The following is a 15,372-nucleotide window of genomic DNA, read 5'->3' as shown; positions in this document are numbered from 1 at the left end:
TGAAGATAATAAAAGAAGCTGACTCGTCATGAATGAGTCAGCTTCTTTTATTATCAGTTAAATCGCTCCAGTTCTTTTCTCACCGCCGCAATTTCTCCCTCTATACGTATTAATTGCTCTTCGGCAGAGGAGACACGTCCTTTAACAAACTCGAGCTTATCTAAATCCCCTTGAATACGGACATAATCCGATTTTAATTCATCTAGCTGTTGTTCCAGCTTGGCTTTTGTTGTCAAGAAAACCCCTCCTATCCTAAATTAATGCATCGTCTTTATTCTTTCTGGAATTCACAAAGGTTTGATAAAAGTGAATGACAATGGTACGGATTACTGCATATACAGGAATAGCGAATAAAATTCCCAGGAATCCGGCAATACTTCCGGCTGCAAGAATGACTGTAATAACGGTCAACGGATGCAGATTAAGCACCTGTCCCATTACATTTGGCGAAATAAATGTACTTTCAATTTGCTGGGCAACAAACATAATAATAGCTATCCAGAATAAGTTAATCGGGTCTTGAAAGCCTCCGACCAATAAGGCAGGAGCAACTGCAATATAAGGTCCCAGGAACGGGATTACGTTCATCATCATACCGAATAATGCGAGTACAACAGCATACTCTAAACCGATAATCAAGTAACCAATCAGCAATAAGACACCTACTGCAAAACTGACTAAAAGCTGTCCCTGGATAAAGGCAGACAACACATTATCAATTTTTTTTAATAAATCATGCAGGTTCTCTGCTTTTTTCTTGCTGAAAAATTGCAGAATGAAAGGAACAAGCTTTTCTCCATCCTTTAACATAAAGAAGAGGAAGAATGGAACAAGGACAATTCCGGCAATTATGCTAACCAGCTGACCGATAAAGCTTCCCAGAAATCCAAAAACATTATTCAATACACTCTCAATATGTCCAGGAATATCATTGGCGAAATTATTAATGGCATCAATTACCTGATCAGGAACTAAAGCAATATTATCCTGCCAATAATTAATCCATCCTTCCACCATCTGAACCATTCCGGGAATACTGTCCATTAAACGGTCAAACTGATCACGGGCGATCGGCCAGATAAATACGATAAACAGCGTAATTGCCCCGATGATAACCAGGAATACAATAATAATGGATAATATTCGCGGTACTTTATATTTGACGAGCAGATTCATCAGCGGTCTGGTTAAATAATAAAGAATACCTGCACCGATAATTGGAAGAGCTACAGCGCCAACTAACTGCAAAACAGGTGTAAAGATAAAATGAGTTATGGAGATTAGAAAAATTAATGTAAATAAACAGATGAAAAAGATAAAAAATTGAAACCAGCGTTTCTGCGTCATTGAATCACACTACTTTCTTTCTATGTTATGCTATACTTTATTTTACATTAACCGAATTAAGAAAGCCATAAACATCTGCAGGAGATTTCAGAAGACCTCTAAAAGCCGGTTGATGTAGCTTTTACATATATTTTCAAGTAATAAATATGAAGTGATTGTAAAAGATATTGACAAAGGTCATAAAAAAGGTTTTAATAAGGTATACTTAATAAATGGCGAAAAGGACATGCAAAAATTTGCAGAAGTCATCAAACGTCATCATAAAATTATTAGTGAACATTTATTCCTAAAGGGGAGTAGCTGTACACGTAAAGTCGTCATTACGGGATAATTATCCCCGGCTTTATGTGGCAACCAGAAAAGTTGTTAGCGAGACCTTTACCGATTGCAGGTAAAGGTCTATTTTTATGACCTTTTCTGCAAAATACATGTAGAAAAGGAGAATACATCATGGGAACAGAATTACTGCTCGAGTATTTATGGGTATTGCTGGTGCTAGTTGCGTTAGAAGGCTTATTAGCAGCAGATAATGCACTTGTATTAGCAATCATGGTAAGACATCTGCCGGAAGAACAGAGGAAGAAAGCATTATTTTATGGACTAGCAGGAGCATTTATAATGCGTTTTGCATCCTTATTTGTTATTTCATTCCTGGTCGATTTCTGGCTCGTACAGGCATTAGGAGCCGCGTATCTTTTATTTATATCAGGAAAGAACTTATATGACAGGTTTAAGAAGAAGGAACCGGACAAATCGGAGACGCCGGAGAAGGATAAAGCTGATGCTGTAGATCCAGAGACCGGGCAGGTATCTAAAAAGGAATTCTGGATGACTGTTTTGAAAGTGGAATTCGCAGATTTAGCCTTTGCTGTAGATTCCATTTTAGCAGCTGTTGCCTTAGCAGTAGCTTTGCCGCCAACAGGTTTTGGCCATATCGGGAGTTTAGATACAGGTCAGTTTGCTGTGGTATTTGCCGGTGGTATGATTGGTTTAATTATTATGCGGTTCGCTGCCAATATATTTGTAGGACTCCTGCATAAACGCCCGACATTAGAAATAGCCGCATTTCTTATTGTAGGCTGGGTCGGAGTGAAATTAGCTGTTATCGTATTAGCAAATCCGGATTTAGCAGTCCTTCCAGAGCACTTCCCGCATTCAACAATATGGAAGGCTTCCTTCTATATCGTTCTTGTAGGAATTGCAGTTGCCGGGTGGTTTGCATCTAGTCCGAAATTGAAGAGAAATAAAGAACAATCAAGTTAAGATTAACTCCTGACGTATTAATCAGGAATGTAATGATTGCTTTCCGAAACAAATTAGGGCATTCCTTCTGTAAACAGTTTTGGGAATTACAAATGCTTATGTTGTTTGTTTAAAGAGCCGTGCTGACCTGTAAAATGGTCAGTGCGGTTTTTCATTTGAAATTTGAAACTTGTATTTTTTGTAAAAAAAATTGTTATACGCCATAATAATGAGAAAGAGGAATAAAGTGAGGAGAGATTATAATGACATTGCACCATTTTCATTTGAAAGCAGAATGGCCCGGTGGACGCAACAGTGAGGGTTATATAAGCGCAGGGAATCTTCAAACCAAAATATCCATCCCTCCAGAAATGGACGGACCTGGAATTGGTACAAATCCAGATGAAATGCTGCTTGGAGCGGCTGCAACATGCTATATCATTTCTCTGGGAGCCATGTTTGAACGGGCAGAGCTTCCAATTGCCGGGATGAGTATGACTTCAGAAGGAATTGTAGATGTAACAGATGGTATTTTCACATACGAAAAAATCATCCACCGGCCTCATGTGACATTGAAACAGGGGACACCAGATAAACAAATCCGCTTAACTGAAAAACTTGTTGAGAAAGCGGAAAAGACATGTATGATTTCGAAAGCTATTAGAGGGAATGTTGAATTAGGATTGGAACCAGTTGTTCGAATAGGAGAATAATGTTGAACGACAGTCATAAGAACAAGGAAATCCAAAGATCGAATTGGTTTCACATGGCTTTATTGATGCCAAAAGTATTGCCTCGATATAGATATTTAACAAGTCGATTAAATTGTATTACATTTTTTCGAGTCCCTAACAAAACCATTACAAAACGATAAAAATTCTGTTTTTTAGGAGATTTTTTTAGTACAAGTGGGGTAAAGTAGAATATGCAACTTTAAATGTGTACGAAATAGAGGGATGAGTTATGGAGCGAAATGCATTTTTTGATAATGCGAAAGTGATTTTAATTTTCCTTGTTGTTTTTGGTCATATGATTCAACCCTTTGTTGGGGATTCGAAGTCGACGGAAGCAATTTATATATGGATATACACTTTCCATATGCCGGCATTTATTTTATTGGCCGGGTTCTTTGCGAAAGGGTCAGGAAACAAAAAATATATATGGAATTTAATGAAGAAGTTAATTATTCCATATTTAATCTTTCAGACGTTATATACAATTTATTATTTCTTAATAGGAAAAGCAGATTGGCAGACAGGGGTTTTCTACCCTCAATGGTCGCTGTGGTTTCTGTTCAGTCTGTTCAGCTGGCATATCCTGCTTGTGCTGTTCAAAAAAATTCCGGCAGGGTGGAGTATTGCTCTATCTATATTCATAGGAGTTATTGTCGGCTATTTTGGAGAAATTGGCCATTCATTCAGCTTATCAAGAACATTTGTGTTTTTCCCATTCTTTTTAATTGGCTACTGGCTGACAGTAGATCAGATGATGATGGTGAAAAAACGGCAAGTGAAGGTAGCATCTGTTGCCGTAATGGCAGTCCTGTTTGTAATAGTCTATACACTTCCGGCAATAGACACCGGCTGGCTGCTTGCATCACAATCTTACAGTAATTTAGGTGCAGACAGTTATGGCGGTATACTCCGATTATTTGTTTATGCGATTGCAGCAGTGATGACAATCAGTATATTGGCTTGGGTTCCTAAAAGAAACCTGGGCTGGGTAACAAAACTCGGTACAAGAACGTTATATGTCTATTTACTTCATGGTTTCATTGTCCAGTTCTTACGTCAATTTGATTTATTAACTGTAAATCACTGGTTTGATGTTGTTGGGATTGCAGGTTTATCTGCATTGATTGTGATTGTACTGTCCAGTAAACCTATTCTAACGGTATCACAGCCGTTAATTGAAGGACGTTTAGCAAAAGTCCAATCGTTATTTAAACGCCAGCATAAAGAGACATCTTCGTAAAAGATATATATGGTAATAAAAACAGCGGAGTTCCCCTGAGAGGGGCTCCGCTGTTTTTATTTTATTTAAAATAATATATGAGCAATGACAGTGATAATCGGCAGCGTAATCGCTGTACGAATCAAAAAGATAATAGCAAGGTGACGGAAGGATACCGGGATTTTAGTTCCCAGGATAAGTCCTCCGACTTCTGACATGAAAATCAGCTGTGTAACAGATAAAGCAGCAATAATAAACCGTGTAATTTCCGCTTCTACACCAGTAATTAAAATTGCCGGCAGGAACATATCTGCAAAACCGATTAGCAGTGTTTCAGATGCTTCGTGGGCAAATGGAATCTGCATCAGCTCTAAAATAGGAACAAACGGCATTCCGAGCCATTGGAATAAAGGGGTGTATTCTGCAATCATTACTGCGATTGTTCCAAAAGCCATTACAACAGGTGTAACACCGAACCACATATCTAAAATATTTTTTCCGCCATCTACAAAAAAAGTACGGAAGCTCGTTTCTTTCTCTGCTCGTTTTAAAGCATTTTTGAAGCCAAAAGTAACTGCAGTCTCAGATTCAGGGATTTTTTCATCATCGGTTCTTTCTTTTCCATCGATATAGGTATTTGCCATTCTAGAAAGTGGTGGAATTCGCGGCATAATGAAAGCAGCAATTCCCCCTGCGATAAGGATAGTCAGGTAAAAAGGTAAAAACATGTGCTCCAGACCAACCTGCTGTAGAATGACTAATGTGAATGTAATAGAAACAACAGAGAAGGTTGTACTAATGATAGCAGCTTCCCGTTTTGTATAATAGCCTTCTTCATATTGCTTATTTGTCAGCAATACCCCAATTGTAGCATCTCCAACCCAGGAAGCTAAGCTGTCAACAGAAGCTCTGCCCGGCAATCGAAATAGAGGCCGCATGACATTTCTCATGATTCCCCCGAAAAACTCCAGCAAGCCAAAGTTGGTTAAAAAAGGTAAAAAGAGACCTGCAAACAGAAAGGTGACAAATAATGTATGCAATAAACTGTCTAAAAGCATACCGCCTGTATCTTCGTTATAAACAAATTCCGGTCCAATTTGGAAATAAACCATCACTGCAAATACAGCAGCCAGAAAACGCGTAATTGTCCAAAACCAGGTTGTATAGAATAACTGTTGTAGAAAAGGGAACCTTTTAAAAGATGATTTACCGCCAAGTCTTGCCGAAATGGTGAAGATGGCAGTCAATATAATAACAATCATCATAATAAGTGATAAATAATTTTCGATAGCTCCCTCCAGCATGCCTGCTAAATAGGCAATGGGAATTGTGAAGCCTTCTTCTGTTGGTAAGGGGTATAAGAAAAGGAACAACCCTAATAAAGACGGGATAATAAATTTGATAATATTGCTAAAGGAATAGGACGTCATTTATTTTCCTCCTAAATAATACTAAAAAATGCGACTGTATGATTATACAATTAAACGTAAATTTATTCAATGGTAGATGATCAGATAATGATTATTTATAGTATGAAACGGGAACATAAAATATAGCAGCTAAAATTAGCGCCAAAATTATTTACGTGACAGCAGAATTTTTTATATAATAATATTGTAAGAAACTTTATTTTATTCTTTGTACCCAAAAAATGTATAGAATAATCCTGTTTCACGTATTGTAAGGATGACGGGTTCAAAGGACGCGGTTCATCCAGTTTTAAACGAACCATCATACAGACATACTATAGGAGGTATAAATGATGAGTGAATATTTACGTAAAGGATTTTTACTGGGGCTGGGTGCTGCAGTAAGCGGAAAAGAGAAATTTGAACAAAAAGTAAAAGAATTAGTGGAAAAAAATGAGTTAACACAGGAGCAGGCAAAAACTGTTTTAGATAATTTTATTGAAAAAGGCAGCAGCAAAAAAGATGAGTGGGACGAAAAAAGCAAAGAGAAGAAGAAAACCCTGGCAAGAGAGTCCGGGCTTGCAACCACTGATGAAATTGATGAACTGCGTGCCAGAGTTAATGTATTAGAAGAAAAATTAGGTGTTTCCTTGGCGGAAGAAGCTAAAGAGGAAGCAGTAGAAGAAAAGCAGGATTAATGTTTAAGGGCAAGATGCTTTCAGGTCTGATGAAAGTATGTTGCCCTCTTTTTTTGCAGAAAGCATTTATTTGTAAAGCAAGGGGGATAAAATGGTGACAGTCTATGGACGAACTATTGATAACCAGACAAGATGTAAGCATTATTATAGTCAAAAGGATATTATTGCAATTAAATTTAAATGCTGTCATAAGTATTATCCATGTTATCAGTGTCACGAGGAATGTGAAGATCACAAAGCCTCTGTCTGGGAAAAAGAAGAATTTGATGAATTGGCAATTCTATGCGGCGTTTGTAAAAAAGAACATACGATTAATCAGTATTTAAATACGAATCAGTGTCTGTATTGTGAATCTCCATTTAATGAAGGCTGTCAAAAACATTATCATTTATATTTTGATTATGAAGTAAGCTGCAAAAGGTAATGGTGTATAAATGAAATGATTCAAACCTGCTCATGACCCAACCAATTTCATAGAAACATCTTGTAATTTATCGTTATTTCTATTAGTATCTTATGTAAGCACCAGGTACTAAATATAAGAAAAAGGAAGAGAAAAAGCATGTATTATTTTGCCGCATATGCCTTAAAGGTAATATTAAGTTTATTTGGACGTGTAAAAGTATTTCAAAAAGAAAAACTGCCGGAATCCGGCGGATATATTATCGCATGTACACATTCAGGCTGGGTAGATATCTTATGGTTAGGTGTCAGCCTCTTACCCACAAAAATTCATTATATGGCGAAGAAGGAATTATTCCAATCCGGTCCTTTGAAATGGCTTATGAAAAAACTGAATGCATTTCCTGTAGACAGGGAAAATCCAGGTCCAAGCACGATCAAAGTGCCCCGCAAGCTTTTAAAAGAAGAAAAAGTCATCGGTATTTTCCCGAGCGGTACAAGGACAACAAATCAGGTTCCATTAAAAAGAGGCGCTGTTACCATTGCTGCATATAGTAACGTGCCAATTATTCCGGCGGCTTATACAGGTCCGAATAATTTTAAAGAACTTATCAAGTTTAAAAAACCAAAAATAATTTTTGGTGATCCAATCTACTTGTCTAAAGATGTTCCACGTAGAGAAGCAATGGACGAGATGATGGAAATAATGAATGAGAAGCTCTACACATTACAATCAAAAATAGAAGGAAAATAAAAAAAGTCATATTAAAAAGATACTCTCCTCCCTATGGAAAAGAAAAGGAGCATTAATACACATTATATACCAAAAATATTTGCGCTATCAGGACTAATATAATGTATGACTTGAACTTACTGAAACTTAATTCCTGTACTTGAGGTGGAATTTTTCTTTATTATGAAATTACTTGTAATATTCTCCTATTGAAGATAAAAATAGACAATGCTATAATATTTTTATATTTTACTGCATCAGTATAGGGGGAGTTTTCAAGTATGAAAAACTTTTTTCATCTATATCGGCAAACTTCAACACAATTAGGAAGAGAACTTCAAGACACAGAGGTTACATTTTTGAAATGGATGTATGAGCGCTATACGGTGGAGGAAATAACAAGGCAGAAGCTAAGTGAAAAACGTATATTACGATAAAGAGCAGAAAGACGGGAAACGTCTCAAGCTCTTTTTTATTTGCAGACATGAAAGCTTTTTCTGAACGATTTCTGTGCTATAATTCATAATGGAAGGCAGTGACGGTAAAAGGAGGGGTTATATGGCTGTGAGCAATGAAATAATAATTAATAAAATGATGCATGAATTAGAAGAAGCCAACAGAAAAGCCCATCAGCAGGACCAAGTAAAAAAACATATGGAGAATATCCATTTATTAAGTGAGCTGTTTCTCTCAGGAAAGCAAGATCAAAATACTGCGAATAAGGTACAGGTAAATATAGAAGATACAGAGGAGCATATTTCGGAAGCAGAAATGAAAGCAATGCTTGGTAAACAATCCAGTGTCAAAGTAGTCAATTCTGAGCAGAAAAGACTAAATGACGAAGATGCGAATGGAGACTCAATTTTTGATTTTTAAGGATATATAGAATAAGAGAGATTTTAATTCTATTGAGAATGTATTTTTATTAATGGTAAGGATTGGAGTTGGAAAAGATGAAACTATTTTTAATAATTGGAGCTGTCCTTGGCTTTTTAGCGGTTGCACTGGGAGCATTTGGTGCACACGGGCTGGAAGGAAGATTATCTGAAAAAGCTTTAACAAATTGGGGCAAAGCAGTAGATTATCAAATGTTCCACACAATGGCTATTGTTGCTGTGGCAATTCTCTTAGGGAAATTTGAAGGAAATAATCTTTTTGCATCAAGTGGCTGGCTTTTCTTAGCTGGTATTGTCTTATTTTCAGGGAGCTTATATCTTTATTCTTTAACAGGTGTCAAAACACTTGCGATGATTACACCAATTGGAGGCTTATCCTTTTTAGTAGGATGGGTGTTATTAGGGATTGGTGCTGTGAAATGGTTGTAGCAGAAAAAATAAATATATAACATGAGGAAGTTCTGTTTTTATCTTTGTTAATAGATGAGAATAGAGCTTTTTTATTCTTCCTGCGTTTAAGAAAAATAAGTATGGATATGACTTATATTGCTGGTAAACAAGATGGAGGAATCTTTGGAATTCCTATAATGATTAGTATAAGAAGTTAATGTATTTCTGAGACCTCTGAAAAAAATAAGCAACTGAAAACACTTAATAAAAATATAAAGAAGTGATAAATAAAAACAGCAGCACTGCCCGAATAATCTGTTTGACAGCATCAGAGCTCCTGCGCGTATGCATCAAAATCAAAGCATCCGCAAGCATGCTAAGCACAAAAAGATAACAGGCAAAGAATAAAAAGAGCATCCAACCTGTTATCCAGGCTAGTATGCCAATGAATAGACCGCCCATGATAGCAATAGCTTCAATTCGTATGAACTTTTCCAGAGGATGTCGCATTTTTATCTCCTCACAATACAGTTATCAGTTTAAGAAAATAAAGCGTAGACGTCGTTTGTGTCTACGCTTTATTTATTGTTTCAAATACTTTACCTGGGGTTGTAGTTGGATAACTGATCCTGATTACCAGGATTCCCATATGGATAGGAATAATTGATTTGTTCGTCAAATAGTACATAATCTAAATACACCATTAATAGTAAGAAACGCCGTTCAGAGTCTTCCTCACGAATCAAAATATGATCCCGTCCAGCCTCTTCAATATAGCCGCGGAATGAGGTCGGCTGCTGACCTTCAAATGTCAGATAAAAAGTGCCTAATTTCCCACGGTTTAAGCGTAAGATATTCTCAATAAAGGATTGTTGATTTGTTAATTGTCCGCCTCCACTTCCACTTCCGCTTGGCGGCTGTGCATATTGCCTGAATGAATAGGATGGATAAAAGTTTCCGGTTGCTTGTGGATAATAATAGTATGGATTGGGATAGTATGCCTGATTATTATTCACTGGCTGATTTGGATTTGCTTGATCACTCATGATTTCACTCTCCCCCGTTATAAAAAATTGAGCTATACTTTAAATGAAATTTTCTACCGGTACACAGCAGGACATTCACTTTCAGCTGGAGCATAAAAGCAGTGCGATAGGAATCGGCCGGTATTCCATTGGCCATACCATTGAGCAGGACATGCCCCTTCAGGCATAAAGAACCAAAGTGAATTGGAAGCTGGATGCTGCATCTCGCCTTGGATGACTCTTCTTGCAAGGCGTTTCTCTGATTCTCTGGCCCTTTGATAAAAATAGCCCTTTTGCGTTGCCTCAAACCCGCCTGGACTTTGAAAAACCATATTCGTTATCGTTCGAATATCCGTAAAGTCTAAACAATCGGCAAGTACACGATTGATACCTGTATTACCGACCATCAGCATGCCGAGGTCACCATCTCCCTCTGCTTCTGCACGCATTAAGCGGGCGAGTAAATCAACCTCCGCTTCGTTATGAGCAACAACTGCCATAAACCAACCTCATTTCTGAAAAACTTCGGTGCAAGCTCATTAATGATATGTATGTAAGTAAGTGTTTTTTCATGATTATTTTCTGCACAAAAAAAGAGACCCTTTTGAGTCTCTTCTTAAATAAACATTAAGATAATGCAAGGTAACCGGCTAGTTCATCTGTTGCTAAGTAATTACCCATGATGAAATCACCGAACTCTGCATATTTTGTTGTAACTTCATCGAAGCGCATTTCATAAACAATTTTCTTGAATTGTAATGGGTCATGAGCAAATAACGTTACGCCCCATTCCCATTCGTCAAGTCCAATCGATCCAGTAATGATTTCTTTGACTTTACCAGCATATTTACGTCCTGTCATACCATGTTCGTAAAGTAATTTTGTACGTTCTTCTTTATCAATTGCAAACCAGTTTGCTTCAGGCTCACGACGTCTGGCCATTGGATAGAAGCAGGCATGCTCCCATTTTGGCATGATTGGTCTTAAGCGTTCTTTTACGTATGGAGAAAGTTCCCGGTCGTTACCAGCCTTCATTGGATCGTGCATCGTCATTTCAATTATGGATACATAAGAATAGGCAGGAATTAAGAAATCACCTAATACAGATTTATTGATTGCTGTTTTAATTTCTTCCAGCTCATCCATTGTTTCGCGTAAGAAAATAAACATAAGATCTGCTTTATTTCCGACAACTTTGAATATACTATGACTACCTTCTTTATTTTCTTCTACTGTTTCCCACTGTTTGATAAGCTCCTCAAACTCTTTTATTGCTTTATTTCGTTCGTCCTCAGAGATTGATTTCCAAGATGTCCAATCAAAATGACGAGTATCATGTAATGCGGACCAGCCGTCTACAGTTACTACTGCTTCTGCCATTGTATATACACTCCTTCACATTAGAGGATATTCAAAAAGTCTCCAAATGATAGGCGGCGAATCTCTGCGTTAACGTGACTTTTCCGACACTCACGTATTTAAAAACATACGCTGCGTTCGTAAAAGTCACGTTGCCTTGATCTTCTTGCTTCTAATTTGGCTACTTTTTGAACACGCACTCTTAGTTAAATACTGATTCAATATTAACTATAGCATAACCATAGGGTGCGAATCATATAAAAAAAGTACAAAATCATGTTATTTTTTGTATTGTCAAGGCTTTGTCAAAATTAAGAAGTATTGAAGACCGCTTTGCTGAAAAATTTGTACTTTCCTGATCTGCAAAATAGAGGAGAAATCACCAGTTGGAGATAAAAGGAAGTTGTAATCCTTTTCATTGATTTTTCAGGGTTCAAGGCTTTATTTGTGCGGTTAAATGGTATATCATTAAAGAGAATTTGAAGGTAAAATGAATCGGTTTTTCCAAGCAAAAAGTCCGTAACTATCATTTTAATATGTTAACAATCATAGGAGGTTTCAACATGGGTTTATTTGAACAATTAACAGAGAAAGTAAAAGGAAAAGGCAAACGTATCGTATTCCCTGAAGGATTAGATGAACGTGTATTAACGGCAGCAGGCCGTCTGGCTGAAGATGGTGTGCTTACACCCGTTGTCATTGGCAATAAGCAAGAGGTGGAACAAAAGGCAGCAGATCTTAATGTAAAAGTATCTGGACTTGAGATTATTGATCCTGCAAACTATGAAGGCTTTCAGGAAATGGTTGATGCCTTTGTTGAAAGAAGAAAAGGGAAAGCAACGGAAGAAGATGCGAAGAAAATTCTTTTAGACGAAAACTATTTCGGTACAATGCTGATTTATTTGAATAAAGCAGATGGTCTTGTAAGTGGTGCGGCGCATTCCACTGCAGACACAGTGCGTCCGGCATTACAAATTATTAAAACAAAAGAAGGCGTGAAGAAAACTTCCGGCGTATTCATTATGGTAAGAGATGAAGAAAAATATGTATTTGCTGATTGCGCAATTAATATTGCTCCAGACAGCAATGACTTGGCAGAAATTGCTGTAGAAAGCGCAAAAACAGGTGCATTATTTGATGTGGATCCGCGTGTTGCGATGCTTAGCTTTTCCACTGCCGGTTCTGCGAAATCACCAGAGACAGAAAAGGTTACAGATGCATTGACAATTGCAAAAGAAAAAGATCCTTCTCTCGTAATTGACGGTGAATTCCAATTTGATGCTGCATTTGTTCCAAGTGTTGCAGAGAAAAAAGCGCCTGACTCTGTGATTAAAGGGGACGCAAATGTATTTGTATTCCCAAGTCTGGAAGCTGGTAATATCGGCTATAAGATTGCTCAGCGTTTAGGCGGTTTTGAAGCGGTCGGTCCGATTCTTCAAGGTCTTAATAAACCGGTAAATGATTTATCCAGAGGCTGTAGCACAGAAGATGTGTACAACCTTGCACTTATTACTGCAGCGCAGGCAGCAGCTGAATAATTTATAAATAAAAAACAGCCCAACTGAATTCGGTTGGGCTGTTTTTTCATACTTCGTTAAATTCACTTATATATTTTCATTCCGTTTTATCATTTGCTGATAACGTTTATCAAAATTTTCCTGTTCCTTATCCTGTATCGGAATTATAACTATTTCGTCGGAGAATTCTTTTAATGTGTCCTTTACACGCCGCTTGACCTCTTCAACAGTCAATGAAACCCCCAATAAATCAGAGAGGGAAGCCATGACTTCAGGGTTTACCTCAGGATAGGTAAAGGCTGTATCTTCACCGCGTTTCGCAATATGATAAAACTTCCGTATTAACGAAGCACGTTTTTTGCTGTTTCCTTCAATATCTAAATAAATCTGAACGGAAATGCCACTTTTCACCCGGCGCTGCGAAATCCCTGCAAACTTTTTTCCGTTAATACTTAAATCATAATCCCCAGGGCAGTAGGAACCGACAATTTCGTATGCTTCAATAGCTTCTGTTATATCTGCAAACATTGCCTGAACAAAACGGACCATCGCTTCATAACAATCGTATATGGATAAGTTATCTGCCCCGGGAATAATGAGAGAAATATTAAGTACGCCTCCATCCAGAGCAACAGCCAGCCCTCCTGAATTACGGACAATCCCCTGGTAATGCTTTTCTTTTAGAAACGCCATCCCATCATTGATATAAGGGAGGCGTGAATCTGGAATACCTAAAACAATCGTATCCGGGTGTATCCATAAACGAAGCACAGGAGGAGAAGCTTCCTCACTGACTGAAATTGCCAGTGCGTCATCAATAGCGAATGATGTCAGGGCTGTGTTAGGCTTTCCTGCAACCATATTCTCTGTGGTGTGGTCTACGTATCGAAATATTTTATGTCGAATAATTTCTTTCCAATTTTTCATAAGTTTATCCTAAACCTTTCGTCAGCTAATTAACTATATTATAATATAATAAAAGCATATGTGGAAAAGAAGTAAAAAGCACTTCATCAAAAATATGAAAACAAATACGCTGGACCTTTTCTGAAAAAGGTATGCGAAAAATTTTTCGGAAAATACGGATGGGGACAAATATATGGCATATAAAGATGAACAATTAATAGAAGAGAAGGTATTTAAAGATCCAGTCCACCGGTATATTCATGTCCGGGACCGGGCTGTCTGGGATTTGATTGCCACACCAGAATTTCAAAGGCTGCGCCGGATAAAACAGCTGGGAACCACCAATCTGACCTTTCATGGTGCAGAGCATAGCCGTTTTAACCATTCCCTGGGAGTCTATGAAATTGTAAGAAGGATTACCAATAATTTTGCAGATCGTGAAAGATGGAATAGAGAACAGCGGCTGCTATGCCTTTGTGCAGCGTTATTGCATGATTTAGGGCACGGACCATTCTCGCATTCATTTGAGAAAGTATTCAAGCTGGATCATGAGCAGTTTACACAAAAAATTATCCTGGGAGATACGAAGGTAAATCAGATATTGAAGAAAGTTTCTGCTGATTTTCCTGAGAAGGTAGCCGATGTTATTGCCAAGACGTATTCAGACAAGCTTGTGGTGAGTCTGATATCCAGTCAAATTGATGCGGATCGAATGGATTATCTGCAGCGCGATGCTTATTTTACCGGAGTGAGCTACGGCCATTTTGATATGGAGCGTATTTTGCGTGTTATGCGGCCGATGGATGATCAGGTAGTGATTAAATCAACAGGGATGCATGCGGTGGAAGATTATATTATGAGCCGTTATCAAATGTACTGGCAGGTTTATTTCCATCCTGTAACCAGAAGTGCAGAGGTTATCCTGTCAAAAATCTTTCAACGTGCAAAGGTGCTTTATGAAGATGATTCCTATCAATTTCAGCTGGAGCCGACACACTTTATTTCATTTTTTGAAGAAAAAGTGAAGCTGTCAGACTATTTAAAGCTGGATGATATGATTGTATATTACTATTTCCAGCAGTGGCAGGAAGAAAAAGATGATATTTTAGCTGATTTATGCTACCGGTTTATTAACCGTCATTTATTTAAGTATGTGGAATACAACCCAGATCCTCAGATTAATGCAGGAATGGAGCTTTATCAGCTGTTTAAAAAAGCGGGTATTAATCCAGAATATTATTTAGTGGTGGATTCATCTTCTGATTTACCGTATGATTTTTATCGTCCAGGTGAAGAAGAGGAACGTCTGCCGATACACCTTTTGATGCCGGATGGCGGTTTGAAGGAATTATCCCGTCATTCTGATATTGTCGAGGCGATTTCAGGTAAAAAAAGGACAGACCATAAGCTGTATTTTCCTAAGGATAGGATTCAAGCGATAGAAGATACTGATTTGAAGAAAAGAATTCTAGATATATTGTACGGGAAGGAATGA

Annotated in this window: 19 protein-coding genes; 11 read left to right on the top strand and 8 right to left on the bottom strand. The window is 37.7% G+C overall.

The window, feature by feature from the left end; genetic code table 11:
• Positions 1-53: 53 nt before the first annotated feature.
• Positions 54-236, bottom strand: coding sequence for an SE1832 family protein (locus OSO01_RS20375; protein WP_147212314.1), 183 nt, complete (start codon positions 234-236; stop codon positions 54-56).
• A gap of 16 nt (positions 237-252) precedes the next feature.
• Entirely contained in the window at positions 253-1,347 is a 1,095-nt protein-coding gene (locus OSO01_RS20370; protein WP_147212313.1) for an AI-2E family transporter, read from the bottom strand.
• A 450-nt stretch (positions 1,348-1,797) separates the two neighbouring features.
• Here OSO01_RS20370 and OSO01_RS20365 point away from each other — a divergent pair, with 450 nt between their 5' ends.
• The 3 genes from OSO01_RS20365 to OSO01_RS20355 all read left to right on the top strand — a co-directional run bounded on the left by OSO01_RS20365 (position 1,798) and on the right by OSO01_RS20355 (position 4,563).
• Entirely contained in the window at positions 1,798-2,610 is an 813-nt protein-coding gene (locus OSO01_RS20365) for a TerC family protein (RefSeq protein WP_147212312.1), read from the top strand.
• A 242-nt stretch (positions 2,611-2,852) separates the two neighbouring features.
• On the top strand, positions 2,853-3,302 hold the full coding sequence (locus OSO01_RS20360; protein WP_147212311.1) for an OsmC family protein: 450 nt from the start codon (positions 2,853-2,855) through the stop codon (positions 3,300-3,302).
• Positions 3,303-3,552: 250 nt separating this feature from the next.
• The gene (locus tag OSO01_RS20355; RefSeq protein ID WP_147212310.1) at positions 3,553-4,563 is read left to right on the top strand and encodes an acyltransferase family protein; all 1,011 of its coding nucleotides are present in this window, start codon (positions 3,553-3,555) and stop codon (positions 4,561-4,563) included.
• A gap of 65 nt (positions 4,564-4,628) precedes the next feature.
• Here OSO01_RS20355 and OSO01_RS20350 read toward each other — a convergent pair whose 3' ends face one another.
• Positions 4,629-5,972: a YjiH family protein gene (locus OSO01_RS20350; protein WP_147212309.1), complete on the bottom strand. Its 1,344-nt coding sequence runs from the start codon at positions 5,970-5,972 to the stop codon at positions 4,629-4,631.
• A gap of 332 nt (positions 5,973-6,304) precedes the next feature.
• On the opposite strand from OSO01_RS20350, the gene OSO01_RS20345 reads away from it, so the two are divergent.
• From OSO01_RS20345 to OSO01_RS20325, 6 genes are all read left to right on the top strand, one after another.
• On the top strand, positions 6,305-6,649 hold the full coding sequence (locus OSO01_RS20345; protein WP_147212308.1) for a phasin family protein: 345 nt from the start codon (positions 6,305-6,307) through the stop codon (positions 6,647-6,649).
• A 91-nt stretch (positions 6,650-6,740) separates the two neighbouring features.
• Complete coding sequence (locus OSO01_RS20340; protein ID WP_147212307.1) at positions 6,741-7,073, top strand: CHY zinc finger protein; 333 nt, start codon at positions 6,741-6,743, stop codon at positions 7,071-7,073.
• 138 nt (positions 7,074-7,211) lie between these two features.
• Entirely contained in the window at positions 7,212-7,805 is a 594-nt protein-coding gene (locus OSO01_RS20335; protein WP_147212306.1) for a lysophospholipid acyltransferase family protein, read from the top strand.
• A 260-nt stretch (positions 7,806-8,065) separates the two neighbouring features.
• Positions 8,066-8,221, top strand: coding sequence for a hypothetical protein (locus OSO01_RS23480; protein ID WP_186813721.1), 156 nt, complete (start codon positions 8,066-8,068; stop codon positions 8,219-8,221).
• A 121-nt stretch (positions 8,222-8,342) separates the two neighbouring features.
• On the top strand, positions 8,343-8,660 hold the full coding sequence (locus OSO01_RS20330; RefSeq protein WP_147212305.1) for a YwdI family protein: 318 nt from the start codon (positions 8,343-8,345) through the stop codon (positions 8,658-8,660).
• A 77-nt stretch (positions 8,661-8,737) separates the two neighbouring features.
• Entirely contained in the window at positions 8,738-9,109 is a 372-nt protein-coding gene (locus tag OSO01_RS20325; RefSeq protein WP_147212304.1) for a DUF423 domain-containing protein, read from the top strand.
• Positions 9,110-9,331: 222 nt separating this feature from the next.
• Here the strand turns inward: OSO01_RS20325 and OSO01_RS20320 are convergent, their stop codons facing one another.
• From OSO01_RS20320 to hemQ, 4 genes are all read right to left on the bottom strand, one after another.
• The gene (locus tag OSO01_RS20320; protein WP_147212303.1) at positions 9,332-9,580 is read right to left on the bottom strand and encodes a hypothetical protein; all 249 of its coding nucleotides are present in this window, start codon (positions 9,578-9,580) and stop codon (positions 9,332-9,334) included.
• A gap of 89 nt (positions 9,581-9,669) precedes the next feature.
• Entirely contained in the window at positions 9,670-10,116 is a 447-nt protein-coding gene (gene gerQ / locus OSO01_RS20315) for a spore coat protein GerQ (RefSeq protein WP_147212302.1), read from the bottom strand.
• Between the two features lie 53 nt (positions 10,117-10,169).
• The gene (locus OSO01_RS20310) at positions 10,170-10,595 is read right to left on the bottom strand and encodes a cell wall hydrolase (protein ID WP_147212301.1); all 426 of its coding nucleotides are present in this window, start codon (positions 10,593-10,595) and stop codon (positions 10,170-10,172) included.
• A gap of 127 nt (positions 10,596-10,722) precedes the next feature.
• Complete coding sequence (gene hemQ / locus OSO01_RS20305; protein WP_147212300.1) at positions 10,723-11,475, bottom strand: hydrogen peroxide-dependent heme synthase; 753 nt, start codon at positions 11,473-11,475, stop codon at positions 10,723-10,725.
• A 542-nt stretch (positions 11,476-12,017) separates the two neighbouring features.
• Here hemQ and pta point away from each other — a divergent pair.
• Positions 12,018-12,992 (top strand): phosphate acetyltransferase, encoded by a 975-nt coding sequence (gene pta, locus OSO01_RS20300; RefSeq protein ID WP_147212299.1) that lies wholly within the window; start codon positions 12,018-12,020, stop codon positions 12,990-12,992.
• A 66-nt stretch (positions 12,993-13,058) separates the two neighbouring features.
• Here pta and OSO01_RS20295 read toward each other — a convergent pair whose 3' ends face one another.
• Positions 13,059-13,898 carry a lipoate--protein ligase family protein gene (locus OSO01_RS20295; protein WP_147212298.1) on the bottom strand — a complete coding sequence of 280 codons (840 nt, stop codon included), beginning with the start codon at positions 13,896-13,898 and terminating at the stop codon, positions 13,059-13,061.
• A gap of 172 nt (positions 13,899-14,070) precedes the next feature.
• Here OSO01_RS20295 and OSO01_RS20290 point away from each other — a divergent pair, with 172 nt between their 5' ends.
• Positions 14,071-15,372: an HD domain-containing protein gene (locus OSO01_RS20290; protein ID WP_147212297.1), complete on the top strand. Its 1,302-nt coding sequence runs from the start codon at positions 14,071-14,073 to the stop codon at positions 15,370-15,372.

The organism is Oceanobacillus sojae (assembly GCF_007991515.1).
Taxonomy (GTDB): domain Bacteria; phylum Bacillota; class Bacilli; order Bacillales; family Amphibacillaceae; genus Oceanobacillus; species Oceanobacillus sojae.
This window is presented reverse-complemented; position numbering and strand designations above follow the sequence as displayed.